The sequence below is a fragment of the Prochlorococcus sp. MIT 1327 genome, assembly GCF_047304785.1.
Lineage (GTDB): Bacteria > Cyanobacteriota > Cyanobacteriia > PCC-6307 > Cyanobiaceae > Prochlorococcus > Prochlorococcus marinus_D.
Genome location: NZ_CP138972.1, coordinates 835761 through 862740, shown reverse-complemented (window position 1 = coordinate 862740; position 26980 = coordinate 835761). Strand labels below are relative to the sequence as shown.

At 42.3% G+C, this 26980-nt stretch carries 7 protein-coding genes; all 7 read left to right on the top strand.

Features of this window, described 5'->3' with window-relative positions:
* Positions 1-143 precede the first annotated feature (143 nt).
* Positions 144-4340, top strand: coding sequence for a dockerin type I domain-containing protein (locus SIB80_RS04120; protein ID WP_413681497.1), 4197 nt, complete (start codon positions 144-146; stop codon positions 4338-4340).
* Between the two features lie 12 nt (positions 4341-4352).
* Positions 4353-4487 carry a hypothetical protein gene (locus tag SIB80_RS04115; RefSeq protein WP_268873908.1) on the top strand — a complete coding sequence of 45 codons (135 nt, stop codon included), beginning with the start codon at positions 4353-4355 and terminating at the stop codon, positions 4485-4487.
* A 318-nt stretch (positions 4488-4805) separates the two neighbouring features.
* Positions 4806-8318, top strand: coding sequence for a hypothetical protein (locus tag SIB80_RS04110; RefSeq protein ID WP_063420378.1), 3513 nt, complete (start codon positions 4806-4808; stop codon positions 8316-8318).
* Positions 8319-8524: 206 nt separating this feature from the next.
* Positions 8525-21805 carry a putative Ig domain-containing protein gene (locus SIB80_RS04105; protein ID WP_063420379.1) on the top strand — a complete coding sequence of 4427 codons (13281 nt, stop codon included), beginning with the start codon at positions 8525-8527 and terminating at the stop codon, positions 21803-21805.
* Positions 21806-21888: 83 nt separating this feature from the next.
* Complete coding sequence (locus SIB80_RS04100) at positions 21889-22611, top strand: peptidylprolyl isomerase (protein ID WP_169246934.1); 723 nt, start codon at positions 21889-21891, stop codon at positions 22609-22611.
* Entirely contained in the window at positions 22598-25501 is a 2904-nt protein-coding gene (locus tag SIB80_RS04095) for a peptidase domain-containing ABC transporter (protein ID WP_063435029.1), read from the top strand. Before SIB80_RS04100 ends, SIB80_RS04095 begins: the two co-directional genes overlap by 14 nt.
* Positions 25498-26613, top strand: coding sequence for an HlyD family secretion protein (locus SIB80_RS04090; protein ID WP_063435030.1), 1116 nt, complete (start codon positions 25498-25500; stop codon positions 26611-26613). Before SIB80_RS04095 ends, SIB80_RS04090 begins: the two co-directional genes overlap by 4 nt.
* Positions 26614-26980 lie beyond the last annotated feature (367 nt).

Below are 26980 nucleotides of genomic sequence, written 5' to 3'. Positions count from 1 at the left end.
TGGGATTGTTCGTGGTAGCAAATAAATCGAATGATTTTAAGCCCAACTCTTATTTGAATTACTTCTCTTGGCTTGAAGTTTATTTCACTAGGGCTTCATGCATGCTGCCTGTTCGGGGCCCACACGTTGTGGGCTATTAGAATATGGCAGTAAAAACACTTGCTTCTGAATGGCCACTTAGCGAATGGCCTGCAACGATCAAGAATGTATCGAAAAATGGTCACCCCGCTAGTTGCGGCTGCGCAGTTTGCTCTCAGGCTGGTAATCCTTCTAGTAAAACCAATATAAACCTCGATGAAGGTGAGCTGTATTTTGATGGCTTAAGAAGTGGTGACTCTGCATCAGGGCAGCCTCTAACAACCGATTTGATCATCAATGAGGGCTCATCGATTTCAACCGAGATTTTAGAAGCTAGATATTTGTATAGCAATGATGGCATCATTTATTTAGCCTTTGACTACGGTGTCGATGACACAAGAAAAGATTGGTGGAAAGATGTCATTGCTGATGCTGATTCGATTATTGAGCCTGAATTTGCAATTGTTGAGCCAGACAATGCCTTGTCTCAAGTCAATATATATCAAGCTAATTCAATTAGCGATAATACAGCAGGGCTCTACTCTTACTGGATAGCAACAGACAGGGATGGGAATCCAGTTCGTGCTCAAACAGATGACGAAGGCCAACCAGTTGAATATAAGATTGAAATTGCAGAAGATCTTGCCTATACCTGGGCATCATCTTTTGACAATTCAGATGAAGCCGGTTGGAAACATGTTGCCTATCACGAGTTAGGTCACGCTTTGGGCCTTGAACATCCCTTTGACTTTAATGATGGCGATGGAGTTGAGAAGGGTGTTTTAGATATCAATGACAGCGTGATGTCGTACACGCCTGTCGATGATGCTGATGGATCACCAACGTTCACGTCTCTAGATCGAGAAGCCATTGAAAAGATCTACGGTGCTGAAACGGGGCAGGTTGCTAGTGCTCCAAATGGAGTAGAGCTAATTCAAGACTTATGGCCAGTTAATACACCAAATAACTTTGGCCCTCCTAATTATTTCTTCTATCTAGATTCAGCTTATGCAATTGTTGATGGTCGTTCCTGGGAAGAAGCAGAAGCTAATGCTGTAAATCTTGGTGGCAACCTGGTCACACTCAATACAGCAGCAGAGCAAACATGGTTGGCCAGTAATTACCCCGGTGTAACAGGAGTTACTGGAAAATGGACGGGGCTGACTACTGATGAGACAGGCAAATACATCTGGAGTGGTGGTGGAACAACTCTTGTGGATGGTCGTGCTCTTCTTTGGTCAAGCCCTGAATCTGCCATTGATTTCGTTGCTGATATTGGACCGCCTAGCACTAATGGTTGGACATCTGATTTTATCAATCTCGATCAACCTGGAAAACATGTTTGGTTTGATAATGTTGGCGACCTCGAATCAAGAGCTAAAGGGGATGTTGTCGACCATGCTTTTAATCCATATGAGTCCTCTGGTCAGCTGAAACCTGAAGGTCACCTATGGCAGGGTGGCATTGCTGAGATACCGCTAACTTATACGCTTACAAACTCATCAGATCAAGTGGATGAGGGGGAGTTTCTAACAACTAGTGTGAGTACAAATATTGTTCAGGCTGATACTTCATTCTTCTGGAGTGTAAGTGGTGAAAACATCACAGCAGATGACTTCGAAATTGGCTCATTAGAGGGAGAAGCAGAATTTAATACTAATGGTAATTTTTATTTTGAACACCTCATTGCTAATGACCTACTAACAGAAAACAATGAAGATATAGAGATCAAGCTGTTTCGCGATTCAGGACGAACCGCTCAACTAGGTAATACAGCTACGGCTACCATCTTCGATACATCTTTTTCTCCACCTACTTATACCCTTACCACCTCAGCAAATCAAGCGAATGAGGGGCAAGTACTAACAACTACTGTGAGTACAGATTATGTTGGCGAAGATAATGCTTCATTCTTTTGGGGATTAAGTGGTAAAAACATCACAGCAGCTGACTTCGCAATTGGTTCATTAACAGGCGATTCAAAATTTGATGCTAATGGTAACTTCTCCATTCAACACAGCATTGCGAATGATGGTAGAACAGAGGGCAATGAAAATTTAGAGATCAGGTTATTTAGGGATTCAGGACGATCTGATCAAGTGGGCAACACAGCCAATGTTGTCATTAAAGACACATCACATTCAAGTGATTATATCCGTCGTGGTGATTCAGCTTATGTAATTGTTGATGGTCGTTCCTGGGAAGAAGCAGAAGCTAATGCTGTAAATCTTGGTGGCAACCTGGTCACACTCAATACAGCCGCAGAGCAAACATGGTTGGCCAGTAATTTTCCCGGTGTAACAGGAGTTACTGGAAAATGGACGGGGCTGACTACTGATGAGACAGGCAAATACATCTGGAGTGGTGGTGGAACAACTCTTGTGGATGGGCATGCTCTTCTTTGGTCAAGCCCTGAATCTGCCATTGATTTCGTTGCTGATATTGGACCGCCTAGCACTAATGGTTGGACAACTGATTTTATCAATCTCGATCAACCTGGAAAACATGTTTGGTTTGATGATGCTGGTGGCCTCGAATCAAGAGCTAAAGGCAGCGAAACGCATTCTGTAGATATTGTTCATAATCCATATTTACCCACCACTGGTGTCTTGAGGCCAGATGGAGCTAATCCATCAAGTGGTGGTATCGCGGAAATATCGCTAGCCAGAAGCAAGCCAAATTTGGCAAATGAATGGATGCCTAATCCACAAGCCACACAAGATAGCGACCTTGAGCTCAGCTTTAGCTTCCATTCAACCAATGGCACAGAAGTTGAAAATACTGATGATTTAAAGCAACTAGCAGTGCTTGGCGATTCCGTTTCTTGGGAAAATACTTATCAGCTTGATATCACAGCCGAGAGCCTTAATGAGGGATATAACCTAGAGACAGCCGATATCACGATCAACTTTGATCCTTTCCTGTTTAACGAGATCAAGGCATCGGATATCACGATTGGCAGCCAATTGCCAATTACCAACGCAGTACAGATTAATAATGATGTGGGAACAATCCGTATAGCAGCAGCAAGTCTTGGAGATCTTGCCACTGGGCAATCGATTTCCTCAGAGAAAGTTCTGGCATCGATTGAATTGGACTTTAATGAATACCGCCTCGACACGCTGACGCAAAACACCAATGGCAAGATTATTGATCCCAGCACGCCGCTGTTCTTTGGCTTGAGTGCCAATCAAGATGAAACTGTCTTCTCTAAAGCTTTAAACGATGAAAGTGGTTTTGCTAATCGCGAGATCAAGAGCCTGCGTGATCTCGGCGGTGATTTAGCTGTTGATGGAACCAAAGTCACCCTGTATGAGGCAACAATCAATCTAGAAGAACAAGGCGATGGCTTGATCTTAAGTAGTGATCTGGATATTGGCTCTTATAACTCAAAACAAACAAATCTGGTACGAACTGGCGATACGATTACAGCAACAAGTGAATGGACCAATGTGGGAAATATTGAGGCCAAAGACATACAAATTACTGGCCTAACTAATGCCAATGCAAGTTTGGCAAGCTCTGGTTTCTATATCAGTTCACCTGACGACAGTCAAACATCAACAAACCTCGAGAGTGGCAGCTTTGTTGATGGAGCATTTGTGCAAGCAGGCCAAGAAACAGCGCAACTGGTTGCCGATATTCAGATCACAGGTGCTGCAGGCAATGTTGTTGATCTCAGCCAAGGCATCCTCAGCCTTCAAGCAACAGGCTCAGCCGTCTTTGAGAATAAATTGGGCTCAAAAAACCTGATTACCTTCCAAGGCGATCTCAATTACGACGGCCGGGTATCGATGAAAGATCTGGCTTATCTCAATGCTGGTGCAGCAAGACAACAACAAGCCAGTGAGCATCCCGATGCAGTGGATGCCAATAATGATGGCTTTGTTGATGCCAGTGTGGCGCGAGGAGTGGATGCCAACTTTGATGGCCAGATCTCGATGGAAGATTTAGCTGTCTTGGATGCCGATTGGGGCCAAAGCCTGCATCAACAACCAATTAATGGCACCAATGGCAGTGAATCAAGCTTTACCGGTTCTAATCAAATCTCCTGGGATGAACTCGATAACCAGGGAACAACAGGCGATGCCGCCTGGGATAACCAAGCGTTTAAGGATCAAAACGCCGTAGAAGCCAGCAATGACTTTGTTGAATCACTGGAAAACCCAACAGCTGTGGGTGTGATCGGCGGAGATGGCAATACCACTGCTAACGATGGTGATATGCAGGGCACAGAGTTCCAGGATCCGCTGAGCAGTTAGTTAAGTAGTTCGTTGAGCCATTCAGTATCAAGTTGGACCACTCAGTTAGGCGCTGAGCAAGTAGGCGACTGGTTTATCGGATCAGATAGCAATGGAACAGCCAATGTGGGCGGAAATGACGGAACTTATTTCGAAGACCTGAGTTAATATGATGATTCGATATCACGATAGGCAAATGAATCTTGCACACTGGTCTACAGGCACTCTAGCTCCCCTTGCCTTTTCTTGCGCAAGAGCTCATTGCCAAATCATGTCAAGCCATTTCCTGTAGCTCCAAGTGGCTTTATGCAAAAATTGCATTATCTTTACGAACTGGTCGCTTGACAGCACCGGGCCGCGTTTGATTCCTTGCGCAATGTAACGTTTCACCGTTAACGCTCGATTTTTAGGCATTATTCCCGCATTAAACACCCCATTTCCAGTGGTTTATGGGATAATAGATACATATGAAGTAAAAGCAAGCCAATGGCCACCACAGGACCTGGCTATGGGACCCCGAACAGCGAGTTCAAAAAGGTCTCATCCCTTGACGACCTTCGCGAAACTTTAGGAAATATCAGCCTGGTTACAACCGGTGATGAGTCTGAGGGAGGCCTCGGAATTGCACCAGGGTATGACACCATCTCATCCAGCACTAAATTCTCATTCCATATTGGCGAATCAACAGAAAGCTATCTCCAAAGCAATACAGCACTTAGCTCTATAGGAAGTAATTTTGAATGGCTGCCCCATCTAGGTTATGCTAATTACGATGGGAATCTTTATTCATATGCCGGGGCGAATTCTAAAACCTTTAAAGACCCTACGAATGACAAATCAACAGCATTCGGAGCTGCTGATGATATGGGGGCGATATGGAGGGGATTGAATGAAGCTACGAGAAATAGTGGTTTTCAACAGCTCTCATCCGATCAATCTGTATACTTAGCATTTAATCCGGAATCTATCAATTATAGGAATAAGTATGGGGGAGGTTCAAATGGGAATGTCAATGAGAGATATGACGGGCCATATGCAGCTGATTCATCAGATATTTTTGATGGACAATATGACGTCGTCCTTGAACTTTCACAATCTGTCATTGATGAACTTAATAGCACTAATTTAAACAAAATTGATACTTGGAATGCAAGTGATATGAGTGGAGGTTGGGGAAAAGATTATGCCAAAACTAAAGTTATTGATCTATCTGAGATAGCAACTAATTCAACAAGTCGTACAGATTTTCTTGATGAATTTGAGCAGCAGGTAGCCTTTTCTATTAAAAGTCCAATTGATTCTCCGATATCAGAATTAAATTGGTCCAATGTTTCATTTAAAAATGATAATGGCAATACAGTTTCATGGAGCTTGGGTGATCATGAAAAAAATAGCACATTTGATCAAGATCCCTTTTCTAAAATTGCAGCCCTTGATTCAAATATAAACCAAGATGGCAAATGGGAGTCCTCAGATGCTGAATTTGAGTTAAGTAAAGATAACCTTTGGGATATAAACAATTTCCTGAGATACACCCAGGATGTTGTTAATACCAAAAGGGGTGATGGCACATGGAATGATGGTGATACTGTTACATGGACATTAGATAGCTTATCGTTAAATGGTGTTGGTTCAAAATATATGTCGGGTGCCGAATTAAAAGGAACACCATTTGAAAATATAACTCTTGAAATAAACCCTTTATACTCTGACCCAAGTACAATCAGCAGGTCTGATACCGCAATCTTTGATGTCTCTACTGTCGCCAACATAAATAATACGATTGACATTCTAGACTTCGATAAATTTAATAACGCATTCAAATCAGTCTCTTACGAAAATGCGACAAAAGGAGCAGCACTGTTATCAGAGCATTATGCTTCCTTGAGTTACGAATATACAGGAGGCGATAATTATCAAAAGACCATTGACATCTACCTTAACCCAAACCAAGGTAACGTTCAGTTTAACGCCTGGACTATTGATAGTATCCAACAATCGTTTGATCTAGATACAGTTAATTCAGACAAAGATATTCAGCTGGAATTAAAGTCAATTAATTTGAATGGATCCGATCATTCTGGTGCGTCAGACAGCATCCTTGCAGACAGCAGCTCGGCTGGAGGCTCGTGGTATAGTCACTATTTCAATAAACCATCTGGTGGCGACTTTTATGACCGCCAAAAATTAGAGAGCTATATAAAAGGTTTCAGTGAGATTGAGAGCCTTACATTGAAAAATATTTTTTCAGAAGCCGCGACAACATCAGAAATTATTGAAGCTGCCCAATTGAAAATAATTGATAGAACAGCATCCGGCGGCGGAGGCGGAGGAGGTGAAGGTGGAGGTGGAGGATCATTTACTCCAGACCTGAATGGCAAGGCCGTCCTATTTGATTACAACATATTCGAGAAAGATGTATCAGCAACTTATAACCCTCAAGAATATATAGATCCTACAACTGCGCTCAAGCAAATAGGTGTTCTGGGGCAAGAACAATCCTTTAAGGATTCTATTTATGATAAAGAATACACACTGCAAGTTACAGCTCAAGCATTAGGAGGTTACGATTTAGAAGGTGCCGACATTACGATTGGTTATAACTCGCTTATCTTTAACGATATCCAGGCAAGTGACATAACTATTGGGGCGGAAATGCCAATAGCCAATGCTGTTCTTATCGATAAAGGAACTAATGGGGATGGCACAATACGAATAGCAGCAAGTAGCCTCGCGGATCTGATTGGTGGTGGAGATGGGATTACTTCTTCCAATGCTGCTGGTGTTCTTGCCACTATTAATCTAAACTTTAACGAATCTGAAATTACCACATTAGGCAAAGACATCAATACAGGTCAGTTGGAAGCTAATCCACTTAGCTTCACTATTACAGCAAATAGTGATGAGACTATCCTCTCAAAAACTGTTGAAGGTTCAGACGGCCTTGTTAATAAGAGCATACAGAGCCTTAGAGATCTTGGAGATGTAGCAGGAAGCAAAGTGACATCAATCGAAGATGAAGTCACACTCTATGAAGCAGCAGTGAATCTTGGTCAAAAAACAGGGATCATCATGGGTACAAACCGTACCATCGGATCTGATGCAGGATTCACAAACCTTGTTCGTTCAGGTGATACAATTATCACGGAAAATGAATGGGCGAATGTTGGTAATATGGTTGCTAACAACATAACCATTACAGGAATTAAAGATGAAACAGGTAACCAGAAAAATTTATATGCTGAGTTGGTTGAGGGCGCTGCTAATAGTTATTTTACCAATGATTTAAATGGGGACAATAAACTAGCTAGCGGATCCTTCATTGACGGAGAATATATTGATACCGCTGCTGAAAGTGGAACAGTTACTGCTGCTATAAAAATTACCGGTGCTGCAGGAAACGTTGTTGACCTCAGTAGTGGTATCTATCAGATTCAAGCAGATGGCGGTGCTGCGCAAGAAAATACCGGTCTAGGTTCTAAAAACCTAATTACTTTCGCTGGTGATGTTAATTATGACGGCCGTGTTTCAATGAAAGATATTGCCTATCTGAATGCTGGTGCAGCTCGTCAAGAAAGTGGAAGAACAGAAACAACTGGAGTTGTTGCGGCAGAGGCACGTGCCCTTGATGTAGATACAAACTTTGATGGAGAAATCAGCATGGCTGATTTGCAAGCCATTGATGCAGATTGGGGTAAATCACTGCATTCAGCTAGTAATGAATTTACTGGCATGTCGAATATCACCTGGGACCAACTTGATAAGCAACTTTATGGAACTGAAACAGCCGGTGAATGGGATAACACAACATTCAAAGATTCCAATGCTCTCGAATTCGCTGCCGCTTCAGATTATGTAGCACCTCTAGATGTAGGAGCCGCAGCCGATGCAGTCGGAGGCAATGGGCCAACAGAGGCTCAAGGTGGTCTAGCAGGAACCTCAACAACAGATGATATTGCAGGTGATTTCTTCCAAAACCCTAGCTCCCCCACCAAGTAGTTTATTTTCCCCAGGCAAAACATTAAAAACCATCAATACACTCATATTTAAACTTAAATCAAATGGAACCTTTGATATGCAAACCTCAAAACAAAACCAAGATTGTTCCATTACTCCTTCTTGGATATTGTCTTTATATCAGCTAGAAATTACTTCTAAGGCTTTCTATCTTTTACCGCTAAATAACAAGTCCGGCTAATGGCTCGATGGATGAACCGCTCGCATCAGTAAACTGGACCGTCGATGCAAATAATACGCAGCATGATGCTGTTCAATATTCTTTTTCTGCTCCAGAGATTATTTATGATTCTCCCTCAGATTCACTCAATCAAGAGACTGCTTCAGTTAATCTAGACCTGGATGATCAGAAGGTTTCACCTGCGTGGCAAAATGGTGAATCTATTTCCTTACAGCAGCAGGAACTAGATAGCTCAATCCAGAAATTAGCGGGCGATGTACCTGGTCTTGATGTTGATAACCTCTATGAACCTTCTCCGTGGGATTCTCAATTAGTCCTGCATGGATCAGCCTATGCAGCTCCATCTCTTGAGCAGGGTCTGCATTCTACCGATTTGGATCAATCCCCTCCAGATCCAACTCATTTAGATGCCCATATTGACTTGTATTTTGATACTTCAGGCTCAAGTAAGATTGAAGCACCAGAAACAACTCAGGCTCCTCCGGATGCTCTTTCTGGTCTCTACATAAGTGCTGAATCAGATTCATTGCCTCTGGTTTCAAATAATCTTTCTCCTCTTTTAGGAGATGAATTCGCCAGTGATCCTTTTCTTGTTTATCAGAATACAGAGCAACTGACTGACATTTTGTTAGAAAAGAATCCAAGTTCAGGCTTGGATGATCAACTTCTAATAGATGCAAAGACTCTTTCTGGACCTGTTTTAGAAGGAGAGGAGTTTCCTTTTAACCCTTTGCTTGACTATCAGAATAGCGCTCAAGTTGAGCAAGATGAGCAACCATTGCAAGTTACCCTACAACGCCAAGTGCAAGTCCACGCGCTTGTGGCTGATACTGAAGATAATCAGTTAGAGATAATCCAAAGCCAACCAGAAGTTGATTTTAGCCCTAAGAATGGGAAAGCAACGTTCTCTTCAGTTGGAGACTTCCCAGACGTAAAAGATAATCTTGATCTTGATACTTTTAATTGGCGTCCTCTTGATCAAAATAGAGCTCCACGGCTGAATGAACAGGACTCGCCACTCAACATTCCTTTCAAAGTTGAAGAGTGGTTTGAGGACAAAACCACACTCATGCCATTGGGTGATTATCCACCAACGGCTGACACCAATGGCCCATGGAGTCTTAGTACCTTTTCGTTGCCGGGTGTTTCGTCACCACCTTTGCCTGATTGGATAGAGGTGATGCAGATGTCTCCGACTCCCGAGCTTGTGGGAGATGGGCGTCTTGTGATTAGTCAAACCTTTGAATCTGATCCTCAGGATCTAAAGAAGCTGTGGGTAGAGATTCATGTTCAAGATCGTCGACCCGATGGTCTCGGTCTGATTGGTCTTGAACTTGATCTCAATTGGAATGCCTCTGCATTGGATTTGATTGTTGATCAAAACCGTTCAAATCAGGTGTTTGAGCGTAATCATTTGCCACTTTTTCAGAAAACAGGCAAGCTCACAACACTTCAGCCAGAAAGCGCTAGAGATCTACCCCGCGAAACACTTGTGGGCATTGGCGCTGCTGCGCTACCTAATGCAGGACTTGGTGAGGCACTCGGGAACCTAAGTGCGGCAGATCCGCAAACGCTCTTCGCCCGCTTAGCTTTTCAGGTTGAAGATCCTTCTCTGGCTCTTGATCTGCAAATGCAGGTCACCATGTCACCAACGAATGGAGGTATCGATTTAAATGATCAACAAATTCTTGTTCTTGATGGCCAGAGCCCTAATGCTTGGGTTCTAAAAGCTCAGCCTACGCAAGAGCAAGTTGGCAGTTATGCCTTTACTCTCCAGCAGGGGGAACTCGATAGCGGCCTAACCACTCATTTGGCTGTAGCTGTAAGTGAGGTTAATGATGCACCAATAGCATTAACAGAAACAGAGATTCCCTCTGAAAGCTTTACTCCTGAATTGCTACAGGGGCAATCACTAAGCCACGATCTTGGCCGTCTATTTAGAGATCAGGATGATTCTAGTCTTCATTACAAGCTGGTTTCGGCCCCGAGTTGGCTAGAGGTTGATAGTCAAACGGGCCGACTGATCGGTGTCCCCAAAAATTCTGATGTAGGTAGTTATAGTGTTACTGTTATCGCCGATGATGGTAGAGGAGGCACGGCTCAACAACAGCTTTTAATTGACGTTAAAAACGTTAATGACAGGCCTCAGGTTGATTCATCAGTATCGCTTGTTCCTCCGCACCTGATTCAAGGAGAGAGCTTTACTTATAGGTTACCAAAAGGTGCTTTTGTTGATCCAGATTTGTCTGTAGATAGAGATGAACAACTTCACTATCAACTTGTTGCAGCAGAAGGTGATCAGTCTCCACCGGCATGGATCCAGATTGATCACGCCAATGGAACCCTGACTGGTACAGCAGGAAGCAGGGATGTTGGCATTAATAGGTTTGTTATCAGAGCTGTAGACGCGTCAGGTCTTTTTGTTGATCAATCTATCAGCCTTAACGTTGAAAATGTTAATGATACGCCTCACCGCACTCAATTGCTTTCTGAATTCTTAGCTGCTCAGCTTCCTATTGCCTCTGGAGAGGCTCCCCTAAGTGAAACTGATCCTAATGCATTATTTACTGGCTTAGAACGCATCATTGACTTAAAGACTTGGTTCAATGATCCAGACCTCAATATCGTGCCTGGCGAGCAATTAAAACTTCATGTTGAACTTGATATCGGAACTGGTAAAGTGATTGATTTAGCAGATCATAATCTGTCTCAAGATCAGCGTCCAGCATGGCTAAGTTGGGATGAGAATTCAGGCCTGCTGAAAATCAATCCAAGTGTTGAAGAGATTGGTCAGCATATCCTTCGAGTGAGTTCTACAGATTCGGCAGGATTGAGTGCTTCAGCAATAGTTCCTCTACTTGTTCGCCATCGCAATAGTTCACCTATTGTCAGCTTTGCTAGTGCAGATGATCTGCTTGAATCTTTGAGGACAAAAGGCATCAATAGTGCAACAGTAATCAACTCCGCTGAGAGTAGTAATCAATCGAATAAACTCCGTGGTTTGGAAATTACATTAGCTGAAGAGGAAGATGTATTGCTGGAGCTTCCTCGCTCTCTTTTCTCTGATCCAGATTTAATTATGAGTGGCTCTGAACAACTCACTATTGAGTTGCAAGGCGCAACAAACTTATTTAGGCAATCAAACGACAATCATTCCCCTCCCTTTGAATTTGATCCTAAGACATTGACGATAAAAGGCAATACTTCGGGCCTTGGGCTTGATGCGTATGGCGGATTGAGCCAGTGGCAGGTTCGATTAATTGCTACTGATACTTCTGGTGAATCAGCCAGTTTTGATCTTTCACTTAACCTACAGCGAACTTGCACCACCCCTGAGCTTGTAGCTCTAGATGATGTTTCTAAGAAACCAGAAGGGTCCCTCGTTCAACTAAATGATCTCGTTCAATTCACTCTTAGGCCACGAGATGGTGAATTGGTCCACCTCACAATTAAACAGCCGCTAGGAAAACAACAACCATTAAATCTTGTAGAAATAGCTGGAGTTGACGTGGTCAATTCAACTTATTCAAGCACTCAACGTCAATGGCAAATCACTGGATCAGCAGAACAAGTTCAAGCTATTATGGATGATTTACAATTCAAAGCTGCTGATGATGAGCACGCAATCGGTGATTTCAAGTTAGATGTTTCCATTCGAAGTGAACTTGGCGATACCGGCCTTGTCTCTGAGACAATCACACAGGCTGTTGCTTTCACTCTTGAGCCAACTGCCAATTCGCCCCTTTGGGTAGATAGTATTAGAAGTGAATTGCCCAGCAGTGATTCACTAAGGCTTGAAACTCTCGCAAGTCGGCTCATAGCAAATAGTGTCGATCCACGCGAACAACTTAGTTATCGTGTTGAATTACCAGGAAATCGCCCCGATCTCTTGATCACTGATCAAAGCGGTGTCGAGCTCGGAGAGCGTCAAGGTAATTTACTTTTACTGACTTCAGATGAGTGGCAATCTGCATATCTTCGCAGCAGAGATGCAGCCCATCAAGATACTTCTCTGATTGTTGAAGCGATCAGTACTGAAGCCAGCAATGGCACGCAAGCTTTCTCCACAGCAAAAACTCTCAGCACAAATCCCTTTCCGTTATTAAAACAGGCTCCTGAATTGCTATTGAGACCTCCAGTGGGCATCCAGCGCTCTGGCGAAGAAGGAATGTTTCAACTTGAGCTCGACCTACCTGATGCAGCTAAGAGTCTGCAATTGCAACTCGACTTACCTGCAGATAGCTCGATCAACATCAAGGGAGCTCAAATCAGTTCAAAACTTTTACCACATCAATTAGGAGAAGCTGTCAATAAGCGCTTCATTATCACTTTCGATAGTGAGCAACAGCCATTGCCAGATACACTTGATATGGGGATCACTAGTCCTGCAAGTTTTAAAGGTAGTTTTGAAGGTCGTTTAAGTGTATTGGCGTCCGCACGTTCTGTACTTAGAGAGCATTTAGATCCACTTGAATTGGCAAGTGATATCACCAATGGACTTGCATGTGAAGTTGAAGACCTTCCTTTCGCCTGGGATGTGGCTCAAGTTGCTCTGGCTCCTAAGTTTATAACTGAACCATTTGAAGACGAACCCTGCCTAAATTTTAACCCTGAGACAGGTGCGCTGACAATCTCTGTACAACGTGGGGTTGGTGAATCTGGTAAGCAGAATCTAAATGAAGATCTTACTCTGGCTGTAATTAACATTCCACCTGGGTATGTATTAGCGGAGAAGGTGAACGACACGTTTCAAGCTGTGGGTGCGACAGACGCATTTGGCACGATGACATTATTCACCTTAAATTCTAAAGACAAACAAGAAGCTGCTAGTTCAATTGGGTATACAACGGTTAATGACGGCAATCTGTTCCTTGTTGCTACTGATAAGAATGCGGTAAGCCTTAATGGTGCTTGTCTGAATTTAGCGCTCACTGCTCGAATTAGTAACCAGCCTGGTGGCGATTCCAGATCTGAGATTATTAAGCATAAACTTAATCTTGCGGCCATGAATGGCGGATTGCATTCTGTACAAAGCTTGTCTGCAGCTACACGATTTGTCGACCCTCTGATTCTTGATTTGACAGGAAAGCAAGGTCTCCCACTTACTTCGTTAGCAAGTGATGGTAGTGGTGTGAGCTTTGAAATGCTGCCTGGGAGTCCTGCAGTCCCAACGGCCTGGCTTAAATCAGATGCGAATGCGAATGGCCAACTAAATGCCGGATTCCTTGTTCTCAACGATATCAGTAATGATTCTGCTAATGCTGATATAAATATCAGCTCTATTAGCGAGCTGCTTTCGGAGTATTTTCAGACAGATAATCGCCAACGTAGTTTTCTCTCAGGTAGTTCGGCTCTTGCCAGCCTGGATGCTAATAATGATGGACTGATCAATAGCCTTGACTCATCTTGGAATCACTTGCAAATTTGGTTCGATGATGGTGATGCAATCAGCGAAGTCGATGAGCTACAACCCCTCAACCAGTTTCTTGAGTCTATTGACCTAGACACGCTAATTACACTCGCCGAGCAGCCTGAATGGGCAGCAGATAATGCTGTGTTGCGTCGCCTAAGCGGTGCCAGTCTTGCTGATCCAGCAGCTCTTTACGATCTTTATGACGTCGGTCTTCGCATCGCGCCCGCATTTACTGCAAAATTAGACCTTCAATTAGAAGGCATAGAAGTTCAGAAAGCTGGCGATTCTGAAGAGATAGCGAATCAAAGAGATCATGCAGTTAATCAAATCTCGTTATTGAAATCAAGTCCTGAGGAAGTTAGTGATGAATTAACTACAGGCCTTGAATCACGTTTAAGTCGCCTTCAGTTACAGGAAAATGGCAACCCTGTTGCATTGAAGTTAAGAAGTAAGGACAGTGCTAAGTGGTCAGAGAATGGCTTGGATGACTTCACCTTGGTTCGGATGTCAGGTTTGCCAGCTGAGATTGTTCCTTCTGTAGGTGTTCGTGATTCTCGTGGTGATTGGTTATTTACATGGTCTGAACTGAATGCTAATGACGGCCAAGTTGAACTGATCCCTGGTCAAAACTGGAGTGGAAATGCAAATTTGCAGGTGTTGATCAGTCAGCTGCAGCCTGATGGCTCATTACTTAGTTCTGCACTTACAAGTATGGCTTTGGATGTTGTAGCAGTTGCTAATGAACCTCTGTTGCAATTGAATAACGTAACCATCAATGAAGACCAGTCTCTTGCATTAAATCAAATTCTTAAGCGAGCAGAACTTGTTGACGATGATGGTTCAGAAATCATGCATTACGAGTTGAGTGCAATCCCAGATGGAGTTGTGTTGCAACGCTTAGTGACTGGGGATAAGCCAGTTGTTTTAGATTCCGAAGAGGGTGTCTATAGGTTTACTTCTGAAGAACTCGAAGGAGTGGAATTGCATGCTGCAGAAGACTTCTCTGGCATTTTGCAATTTAAATGGCATGCTGTGACAACAGAAGCTTCCAATGGTAATATCGGCCGCACGAGCCAGGATGCACTCATAACTATTCGGGCGATTGCAGATAAACCCTCTGATGTTGTTTATAACGAGTCTCCTCCTGCACTTTTGGAGGGAGGTTCTGTTTCCCTATCTAGCTTGATCAAGCAACAGAATCCTAAGTCGGGTCTTAAAGACACAGATGGTTCCGAGGAATTACGACTTGAGTTCAAGTTACCCCAAGGCCTTTCCTTGAAACATCAAACTGATGCTAATTGGCAACCGATTAGCCATCTCAATTCTGATGGTGAGCAGATTGTAATGATAAGTGCTAAAGATTTATCAGAGGTGCAGCTGGTAGACAAAGGCATAGAGCAAGTTGACAGCTTCAGGCTCTCTGTCTCAAGTGTCAGTCGAGAAATTAGCAATGGCCAGCTCGCTCGGAGTGAGTCTAAAGAGCTGACACTTGGTTTTATCCGCAATGCAAGAGCTGCTAAAATTACTCTTCTAGATGCTCCCACTATATTAGAAGACTCTAATGGAGTAGAGATTAGCGATTTCATTCAGGTTGTAGCAGCTAATAATAAGGATGTTCTTAGTTACCGTATTTCTGAAATAACAGAGGGCATCAAACTTATAGATCCTGATGGTCAGATTTGCCTGCCAGACAAGCTCAATAAAACCTTTATTCTGTCTAGCCTAGATGGCTGGCAATTGCAACCAAATGAGCATCAAGCTGGACAATTTGGCTTCGATATTGAAGTGATTAGTAGGGCGCCTTTGGATGGTGGCAAGTCAGCGACAGCATTAAAACATATCAACTTTAGTGTCAAAGCAGTTGCCGATATGCCAACCCTCCTACTTGACCAATCTGAAGCTAAAAAATTACTAATCGAGAGCAATGGATGGCTGAATTTAGATAGCCTCAAACCAATCGTCAGATCTCCTGATAGTGATCAATCGGAACGCCTTTCACTTGTGATCGGTGCTATTGGTGTTGATGGCAAGCCCGTTAGCCTCCCATCCCATAGCCGCTTTAATGTTCCCGCCACACAATTGACAGATGGTCGCTGGGAAATTCAAGATGATGATTTTGATAATCTCAGTCTATACCTTGGGGAAATTGCAGATGATCTAACGATTACGTTTACTCCTACATCTCACGATGGTGATGATCAAATTCAAGCAGCAATGACAAAACTTACGGTTGCTGCCAACTCTGTTACCCAGATCCCACTGCTTGAGGTGCGCGGAGTCATGGAAGGTCTAGAAGATTTACCGATCCCATTACTTGCTCAATTAGAAGGTGTCATTAATGCTCAGCTAAGAGGAAGAGGAGTCGGCCAAACATTAGAATTGGAAATTAGCGGCTTGCCTGAAGGCTCGAAGTTTGTTCGTCTGATTAATAGCAATAGTGATTCTTCATCTCCCTCCTATAGCCAACCAGTCAATGCCAATCAAGACAATGAATTAACATCAACTTTAAGGTTGCCTTATGTTCAATGGCAACAGATGCACTGGCTTGGCCCTGCGAACCAGTCTGGTGAATTTAGTTTTGAGGTTCAAGCCTTTAGTGTTGGCAAAAATGGAGACGTCTTGAGTACAGATGTCTCAACGGTTAGTGTTTTCTTGACTCAATTCAATGACAAGCCTGAGATTATCGATGACAGTGACCTAAGCGCTATTCAAGAGGGGGAGAGTGGTCAATGGGATTTGTTATCTCGTTTTAAAGACGTCGATAATAACAGTAGCGAGCTGGCACTTAGCGTCAACACTCTGGACGAGAATGGAAGTATTGGGGCACTGCCATCCTGGCTTAGTCTAAGTTCAGAAGGGATCTTGGCTGGAAGTCCAAGCAATGCTGACGTTGGCATGCTCAAATTCTTGATTACCGCTAGCGATCCGTTAGGCCAAGTTACAACGATGAAGCTAAGCTTGGACGTTGGAGATGTAAATGCAGAGCCAACCTTCAACAGGGAAGCCTTGAAAGACTGGGAAGTTATTAGCAATGAAGGTAATGAAATCTATAGTCGCAATCTTGATCTAAGGCAGCGAATACAAATAGACCTTGAAACTGCATTCAGTGATGAGGATAAAATCAATGGTGATATTCTTACATACACTATCAGTGATGGTGATAGCGGATGGAGCTCAAGTCTAGATGGTTTTGCCAGTGTAAAAGATGGTGAATTGGTTGTTCAGGCTATAGGTAAAGAGAATGTTGGCTCACATGTGTTGCGTCTGCGAGCGACAGATCAAAGGGGAGCGAGTATTACAAAAGAGCTGAATATCAATGTGCTGAATATTAATGACGCTCCAATCGTTGTTCGTGATAATGCCATCCTTGTGCGTGAAGGAGTCTGGGAGGAAAGAGTCCAGGTTAATCAAGATCAAGAGTTTTGGCAGCTCAATCTTGAGGGGCTCTTTAGTGATGCTGATATCACTGATCGCATTGACCAGATTACTCCGTCTTTTCTTCCTGCTTGGCTTCAATACACACCTTCTACATCAAATACAGGAGGAGTGCTGAGTGGAAAACCTGGCAATCTAGATGTTGGCATCACTCCCTTGGAATGGCAGGCTGTGGATGATGTAGGCGAAGTGGCAACTTATCGCCTTAATCTCGAGGTCATCAATGTTAATGAAGCTCCGGAAGCCATTAGCAACCCAGATTTGTCTGAATTAGGTATCTTACGAAACGGAGTTGCCACGATTGATGAAGAGAGTTACTCCCGCCTAGACCTGTCGAAACTATTTACTGATAGCGACAGGATACATGGTGATTCACTTGCTTATGAAATTACAAAGGTTACTAAGGAAGGCAATCAGTCACCGCAGGTTGTTGATTGGTTGGGTATCGAGCATCGCAGCTCGATCACGCCTAACGCAAGCGGTAAGCTTTTGATCGAGCCAGTATTCTATCGAGTAACTGAATCTGGCAGTCTAGGAGATGCTGTGCCACCTGATGATATAGATAAGCTGGAAAAGAATACACTGCTCAGAGTATTAGTTGAAGCTACAGATGATCGTAAAACAGATCTTAAAGGTGTAATTGGTGCTGATCTTGATGTGACATGGAGTCCAGCACTTACTCTTGTTAAAGATAGTGCTTCCATTACAGATTCGCTGCCTCTATTTCAATCAATTTCCGAAACCGAGAATGGTTTGCGCATGAAAGCAGGCTCTGCGCCTGATGGAGGATTGTCTATCGGTAAAGCTGTAGGGAATAACCCGAAGGACACTTTGTTGAGTTTTGACTTACTGATTAATGATCCAGATCAAAAAGTTCTTGTAAGCCTAAATAGAGGAAAAGGTCTTAATCGTGATGGCCTTAATGGACGACTTGGTGAACAGTTTGACTCAGAGAATAGTGTGGTTCATTCTTTCTCTAGTCAAGCAGGTGCTGATATTGAGATACTTGCACCAGGGAATGCTGATGTCGGCAATTATATCGTTACGATTACAGCAACAGATCAGGATGGCAAAAGTACCAGCGCAGAGGTGCCATTGCTGATTTCTAATACAAATGATGCTCCAGAAGTAATAAAGAATGCAGAGAGTATCCTTGCCAAATGGCTTACTGAACAACCTCATCTAGAACACAATAATGACATCACTCCTTTGCTAAAATTGTTTAAGGACCAGGATCTGATGCATGGAGATAAACTAGATATAAGACTTGTTAAAGCACCAGCAGAGGATTCTCATCAGAATGCTGCTGCTAATAGCATTGTAGAAATAATATCTGAAAATAATGGCAACATCAGTCTAAACCTGCTTCCTCCAAAAGGCATCACAAGTATTTATGAGCAAATGTTCCGCTTAGAGGCTACAGATTCTGATGGTTCTACAGCTAATACAGACTGGCTTACTGTCGCAATTACACCGTCTGCAGAGGCTACTGTTCTTAACAGAGGCTCTGATAAGAAGATATTAGACACTCAAGCTCTCGGTACTATCACTAAGAAGAATATAAATATTGATCTAGGCCAAGCCTTAAATATAAATGCACCTGAACTCGTTGACCCGACTGGAGACGAAGCCGAGTTGAGATTTCTTGTTAAGTCAGCAGATGCAAAGTTGGTTCTAGAAGGCAAGGATGATCAGGATTTCTTTGAGGTTAATATTAATGATCAAGACCAATCAGTCTTTAGCGTCAACCTTAACAAGCTACAACAGATTTCAGGCAACACTTACGGCAACCTAGAGAATCTAAAGCTTTTACTTGCTCCTAACCAAATAGAGCTTTTGCCTTCTGCCTTAAGTACAAAACAAGTTAGCGGAATTCCCTTGAAGCTATGGACATCAACTCATGTTAAAGGAGATACTTCTAAACAGTTTGGCGAGATTCAGAGCAATTACTCAGAAATTTGGATACCGGTAGATAATACTGCTCCAACCTTTAATTCAGTTAAGCCAGTAAAAATTAACCAAGATTTCTTTTCCCAGGATTACTTCTCTTCTGAGAAACCACTCTTCTCACTTACGAATCAGTTTACGGATATAGATGCAAGTGATACAGCCAATTGGCAAATCGAGGTCCCACGAGATTTGCAAGGACTACTCAAGCTAGACGAATCCACTGGAGATATAAGCTTTACGCGCAAAGTCAATTCCTTAACAGATCTTCCGGTAGGCAACCATCGGATCATTGTTAGACAGATCGATAGCTCAGGAAGACTTGGAGATTCAACTGGTATTAGCAGTGGAACAGTTCGTTTGTTTGTTGCTTCAAGCAACGAGGACGAATCATTAGTTGGCGGCTTAGAGCTGTTAACAAGAGGAGATGGTGGAGAGCTTAAGCAAATATTCAGCAAGCTTTCAGCAGGTGAAGAGCTTCAGCAGCAGGAAGCAGAAGTTATTGATATATTTGAAAGACTTCAGGTAAAAAGTAACAAGAGACAGGAATTTATTGAAGAGTTAGAGAAAGGTTCTTTAGCCATTCTTGGCAAGCCAGAGGATGGAGAGCCTCTTTTATTGCTAGATGCTTCCTATGATGATAATAGCTTGTTGATTAATTCTGAGCAGAAAGAGGCATCTGCAGAACTTTTGGACAAGGCTGAAGATCTGTTAGATAGCCAAACAATTGCAGAAACACCTATGGGTGAATTAGATTTTTCCATAGATATTCAAGGAGAAAAATCAAGTATCGTTCAGATTCGTCTCGAAAATGGTGGTATGGATATCGATGATCTTGTCAAGACAACATCAAGTGGAACTCCTTATTTATTTAATTCTCGCAAGCTAACCTATGACTCAAGCAAGGATGGAGAGATGTCAGAGTGGCTTTCTGGCCTTGCTTATGATGTCTATTTCTATGGCCACGCAGATGGTTCAAAGGCTAGCTCCTTATCAACTGGCATAAAACTCCGCAAAGAAGATGATTTTTCACAAGCGTTGTTAAGCAAAGGCTTTGGTAACGATTACCTTCCACGAATGGATGGATCTGGACTACTGATTGATTTGGACGGAGATAGTACTACTGATCTCATTAGCATGCTGCTTATTGATCAGGGATTCTTTGATACTGATCAACGCTTTGGGATTATTGGTGATCCACTGATACCTGTAAAAACCTCTGATATTGCTGCAAAATCAGCAGTCGCGAGTGGTAATAGTAACTCCTTAGCTTTGGGAGGTGGTCAGACCTCTAATAACCATAACCCTCAAGATTCTGAATATCCAGACATACAAGATCCGATCGACACATCTCAAGATGCAACTAGCGATCCACAAAATCAGGATCCTTCCTCATCAGAAATAGATGATTCCTCTATTACTGATGAGGAAGTGATAAATGATGAAGCAAGGTCTTCTAATTCCAATTCTTCTCTACAGTCAGGCTCGCCGCAAGGCTATAAGCCCAATAATAGATCACCTTATAACAGCATTGGTAGTCCATCCATGCAGAGTTCAAATTCCTCAAACTCATTGATCGGCTTGACCTCAGATAACCTCAACAGTAATAGAAGACCTGAGTCTCTTACGTCCCAGCAGGAACCAGATGGTTCACTACAAACAAATGATGAATCACTAGCCTCTCAAAATCAATTAACAAAAGCACAACGTACCAATGCATTGTTCAACAATTCATTAGCATCGGTACAAGACTGGATGCAAGCCAGAAAGGAAGATGCTTTAGAGGCTATCAATTCATTGATAGCCTCTATTGAGGATTCCAATCAAGCTTCAATGGCAGGAGCTATCGCACTTCTATTAGCTCCTGTACTAGGGGAAAGACTACTAACAAATACTGCAAAAGCTATGGATACTAATATTACGTTGAAGTTACGACGACGAGGTGAAAACTTTAAAGGTGTTTGGGCTATGCCTACGCGTGATGGCCGATTCATTTCTATCAGTAAGGATTGCTCTGCTCTTGATTTTAAGCCTATAGATATTTCAGAAGCAGATACGAATCAGATGCAAATGCTACCTGGCTTTAATTCAAATGGAAAATCGCTATTAAGCCTTGCCATGCCTCTAATGCGAAGTCCAGGTAGATTTATACATTCAGTACATGCTTTGTCTCAAGAGCTGTTAACTAATCCAACCCCAGATATTAATTGGGATGATTGGATCAATCGTTCATTTAACAAGCATAATAGGAATGGAGAGCATGCTCGCGAGGCTGTAAAGGCTTTGACTGAACTGCGACGACTTGTTGATCAAGCGATTCAGCAAGACCCTGCTTTGGCAGACGTTATCATGCTAAGCCAACTTCATGACTGCAATTCTCTGCTTGGATTAGCAACTAAACCTCATGCAGCTCCTGCTAGCAAAGCTTATTCCAACATTGCTCCTGATCAAGATGTGGGAACCGCTATTGCCTCATCTAACTCAGCAAAATGAGCTAGGATTATTATTGGCTAAGTTTGTAAATTTAGCTATGCTCAACAAAGAGGTTCAGGCAGGAAGCTTTGGAGCAAACTCTGATGCAGCAAGTTGCCTTGCATGGACTACTACAATCCCTTATAAGAGCACAGGCTGAATTCGAATTTGTTAACCAGTTTGAATTGGATGATGAAGGGCAGCCAATAGATGATGAGCAAGCAGTCTCTACATTAATAAAAGACTTAAAAATACCCAATCATCAAGCCCTTCAGAGCTGGAGAAACAGCCATCTGCTAAATAGTGACGACGATAATTTCATTAGTTATGCCCATAATCGACTTAAACGTAAGCGAGTAATCGACAAGCTAATCACAGGTAATGGTGAGTCTTTATTTCTTCGCTATAAGGATAGGCTAGACCGCGTTCTCTATAGCTTGATTCGAGTTGAATCTGAAGATCTTGCCTATAACCTTTATTATTCTATTGAATCTGGAGAAATAGAGTTCGGTTCTGCTGCTGAGTCACACAGTTGTGGACCAGAATCCAAAACTCAGGGAATCATTGGGCCTGTTGATCTGACAACACCTCATCCAGAGGTCGCAGCAAGGCTTCGTACTGCTTCTGCGAGGCAATTATTTTCACCTTTTCAAGCTGATGAATGGACTGTGATTGTTCGACTTGAGTATAGATTTGATAGTTCCTTTGACGAATCCACTAAAGAATTTTTAGGGGGACTTTTATTAGGGAGCAAGTGCAAAGAAATAGCTGAAAAAATTTCAAAAACTTATCTCGACAAGGAGGATTTGGAAGTTGCAGCTGTCTAATAAAAACTATCAAAACTTGATCACTTCATTAGAGTTAGATCTTGAGTTAGAAGAAGTTGAGCCTGGGGCTCTAATCTATTCGACTAATAATTCTCCGGGAAAGATCGTGTTTATAGAGAAAGGGCAGCTAAGGTTAATAGATGAAAAGCGAACATTTGGCTCTCTCACTTTATTGAAATCAGATGCTCCTTTTGTTCTTGGCCTATCACAACTCAACTCTCTGCCCATAGCAGAAGAGGCAAGAGCATCTTCTCTCTGTAGCTATGGAGTTATAAGTCTTGAAGACTTGCCTGAGAAATCTGTTTCTATTTTGAATGATCTGCTACGGAATTCGATAGATCCATTTGAATTGCCAACTGTAAAATCTCTTCTTCAGGATTCTAATAAATATTTTAATCCTGACCATGACAATCCTAATCTTTTGATGAATGATTTGAATATTGTTAAATCAGCTGAAGAGATTAGAAGCACAGGAATTCTTTTCTATTTGGATCAGGAAAGCGATGGTTTTCAATATGGACAATCCTTGACTCCGGAAATATTTCGTACCTATTTTAATTCTCAATCATTGCCGCGAATAGGCATCGTACATACGCAAGAAATATTGCAAACGAATAGGCATTTACCCAAACCAGTAGAAAAAGTTATTGAACAAGAGCCCAATCAGCCCGAAGCTCCAATAAATGATTCAATGCCTACTACACTTGAACTAGATAATGATGTTCGCAAGCAGGAAGTTTTTGATTTTAATCTGATTAGAGCTAATAATCGCAGAGATGCATTCGTCGCTTGTCTAAGTATGTTGGTCGAGCATTTTGAGCTCCCTACCCGTCGCGATACCATTAACAGAGCAGCTAATATATTGGATGAAGATGATATTCGCTGGGGCAGAAAACTTCTGTCAATCTTAGACAACTTTGGACTTGCAGTTCGCAACATTCGTATTCACCCTGATCGCCCTCTGCGCTTACCCGTGCCATGTATTTGGATCGATAGTCAGGGTTTATGTTCCATTATAGTAAACACAACTAATCGTGAAATAATTATACTGAATCCTCTTAAGGGGGTAGAGAAACTTCGAACATCAGAAGCAAGCGAAAGATTATCTGATAACCCAGAAGTCATATCAGTTGCTCTAGGCCTACATACTCCGAAGAAGAGATTTAATGTTTTGTGGTTGCTTCCGTATATGAAGCGTTATCGCCTGCAATTAATAGAAGTATTTGCTGCAAGCTTCTTAAATCAATTATTTGCACTCGCGACACCTTTACTTTTTCAACAAATTATAGATCGGGTTATTAGTAAAGGTGCCTTTGATGCCTTAACTCCACTTGTCGTTTTGATGATGATTTTTGTCATACTTGAAACAATTTTTTCAAGCCTGAGAACTTTTCAATTTGTTGAAGTTTCTAATCGTATTGATATTGGTGTAGGTTCAGCAATAGTTTCAAGGCTTTTACGAATTAATGCGCGTTTCTTCGATCGACGTCCAGTCGGAGAGCTTTCAAGTCGATTGGGAGAACTAGACAATATACGCCGATTCCTTACTGGTACAGCCTTAACAGCAGTACTCGATGCAATTTTTTCTGTTCTCTATTTTGCGGTCATGTTCTTTTACAGCCCGCTCTTGACGCTAACAGTATTACTGACAATACCTTTCTTATTTATTGTTACTGTAGGGATCACTCCCATCACTCAAAGACTTATTAGGAGAAGAGCTGAGGCCGCCTCCCGTACACATTCTCTTTTAGTAGAGATCTTAAGTGGAATTCAAACTGTAAAATTACAAAATGCAGAGCTAACAGCCCGTCGCCAATGGGAAGACCGTCACCTTGAATCTATTAATCAAGGGTTCAAAGCTGTTTTGGCAAATACGACAAGCTCAAATGCCTTACAGCTCATAAGTAAGGTTAGCAACATTATTATTATCGGCCTTGGAGCTTGGCTGGTGCTTCGCAATGAACTTACTCTTGGTCAACTCATTGCCTTCCGTATTATTAGTGGTTATGTAACCCAACCAATGTTGAGGCTAGCATCAACCTGGCAGAGTTTCCAGGAGATGTCTCTTTCATTAGAAAGAGTTGGGGATGTTGTTAATCAACCACTAGAGATAAGTGAAAATGAAGAAGGTAATATAATTATCCCTCCTATTAAAGGTCGTATAGTTGCTGATGCCGTTGGTTTTGCCTATTCAAGTTCTTCAACTCCTGTCTTGTCTTCTGTAAGTCTCGAGATAGAAGCTGGCACCTTTGTAGGACTTGTTGGTCAAAGTGGCTGTGGTAAAAGCTCATTTTTAAAGATGGTACCTAGGCTATATATACCTACTCAAGGTAGGATACTTATTGATGGCTTTGATATTGCCAAAGTTGATCTTTATAGCCTACGTAAACAGCTTGGATTTGTTCCACAAGATTGCATGCTTTTTGAAGGTACTGTTTTTTCAAATATTGCATTAGGTGATCCTCAAGCAGAAAGTGAACGGGTTTTGGCAATGTCAAAGATTGCTTGCGCCCATGAATTCATCATGACACTGCCTTATGGTTACAATACACCAATTGGTGAAAAAGGAGCGGGGCTATCTGGAGGACAAAGACAACGAATCTCTTTGGCAAGAATGTTGCTTGAGGATCCTAATATGGTTATTTTAGATGAGGCTACTTCTGCCCTTGATGTAGACACTGAAAAGCAGGTTGTAAGCAACCTGCGCGCTCACTTTAAGAATAAAACAATGCTAATGATCACCCATCGGCTTTCGACTCTTGTCGATGCTGATCAAATCATTGTTATGCATGATGGCAGAATAGATTCCATCGGCAACCATAAAGAGTTAATGAAAAAGAAGGGTCGTTATTTTGCCCTTTATCAGTCTCAATTTGGAGAGCCAGAGTGATTCTAAAAAAGATAGCAGGTATTTTGCGACCACCTAAATCCAAACCCAAAAACAATATCCCACAGGCAGACTTAGGTCTTTTACCTCCAACACCTCTTTGGTCCAGAGTAATGATTTGGACCATTGGTGCAGGTTCTGTCTCTCTGATAATTTGGTCTGTCTTCACAAAAGTAGAAGAAACTGTGATGCTTCAAGGGGAAATCACTACGGCAAAGCCTGCTGTACCAGTAAAAGCTTTAGATCCAGGAGTAATAGAATCCATTCTAATAGAGCCCCATCAACCAATAACAATAGAGCAACCACTTATTATTTATGGTGATGATGAAACAAAGCTCCGCCTGGAAAGTCTCAAAAAACGCCTAGCGCTGATTAAAATTCAAAATGTGAGTGAGGTCAATATGTATGATTTTCGTATAGAACAAAGCAAGCAGCAATTAGCCCTAGACAGGGACATGCTTAGACGTCTTACCTTTCTATTAAAAGAAGGTGCTATTCAAGAGACCCAAGTCATTGAAAAGAAAACACAGATCAGCAAAGCAGCGCTCTCTATAGAAAGTATACGAGAAGAAAAGCAACGTTCAATTCATCAAACAGAGCAAACATCAGAAGAAATCAAAGGCAATATTCAAGAACTTGAAGCCAAGTCAAATAGATTCACGATCACTTCCCCCGTCAATGGTTTTATCCAAGACGTCAAATACCAGAGCCCAGGTACAAGAATTCAACAGGGCGACATTGTAGCCACAATCATTCCTGACCGAGAGTTAATTGCCAAAGTAAAGATTCCCTCAAAATTGAGTGCTCCTATCGAAGTCAAAAGCCTTGCAAATCTAGATGTCGATGCATTCCCTTCTTCAGAGTTTGGATCTATAGAAGCTGAGGTCATATCCCTGTCGCCCATGACAAGTGCACAGTCAGGAGATTCACCTCAGAAGCTTTATAGCGCTGACCTGAAACTGATAAAACCAAGCGCACCTAAGTTATTTAGCTTAGACAAACTCAGGCCAGGAATGGCAATTACAGCACGAATCAGACTGCGCGAAAAGCCTGCAATCTCGACAGTCTTTGAATTCCTTTCAAACCTATTTGATCCTCTGACAGAACAGAGATAAAAACATCTTTTAACAGCCAATATTCTTACTTTAAGCTACTGATTTTAATCATAAATCACACCGCCAAGACCGCCTCATAATGCCGTGGCTTTTCGATTCGAACAAAACCTTAATAGAAGGAGCATCGCACCCTTTAAGCAAACAAGTAATCCAACGTATAACTACATTTAAAGTCCTATTCAACAGACTCTCCACTCTCAATTCTGCTAGGCAGAATCAACTCAATAGTAGCGACGCTAGCAAGCCAATCTTCATGTCGATTGTGAACATCTAGAAGCAACCTCTACGCAGTCTTCTTAGCAAACAGTTCCTTAATCCCCTCATCAGGATACTCTCCGAAGGAACATCATCACTGTCATCATTGGCG

Coding starts and splice junctions, on each gene's coding strand:
- SIB80_RS04120 (WP_413681497.1), top strand. CDS start 144: ATGGCAGTAAAAACACTTGCTTCTGAATGGCCACTTAGCGAATGGCCT.
- SIB80_RS04110 (WP_063420378.1), top strand. CDS start 4,806: ATGGCCACCACAGGACCTGGCTATGGGACCCCGAACAGCGAGTTCAAA.
- SIB80_RS04105 (WP_063420379.1), top strand. CDS start 8,525: ATGGATGAACCGCTCGCATCAGTAAACTGGACCGTCGATGCAAATAAT.
- SIB80_RS04100 (WP_169246934.1), top strand. CDS start 21,889: ATGCAGCAAGTTGCCTTGCATGGACTACTACAATCCCTTATAAGAGCA.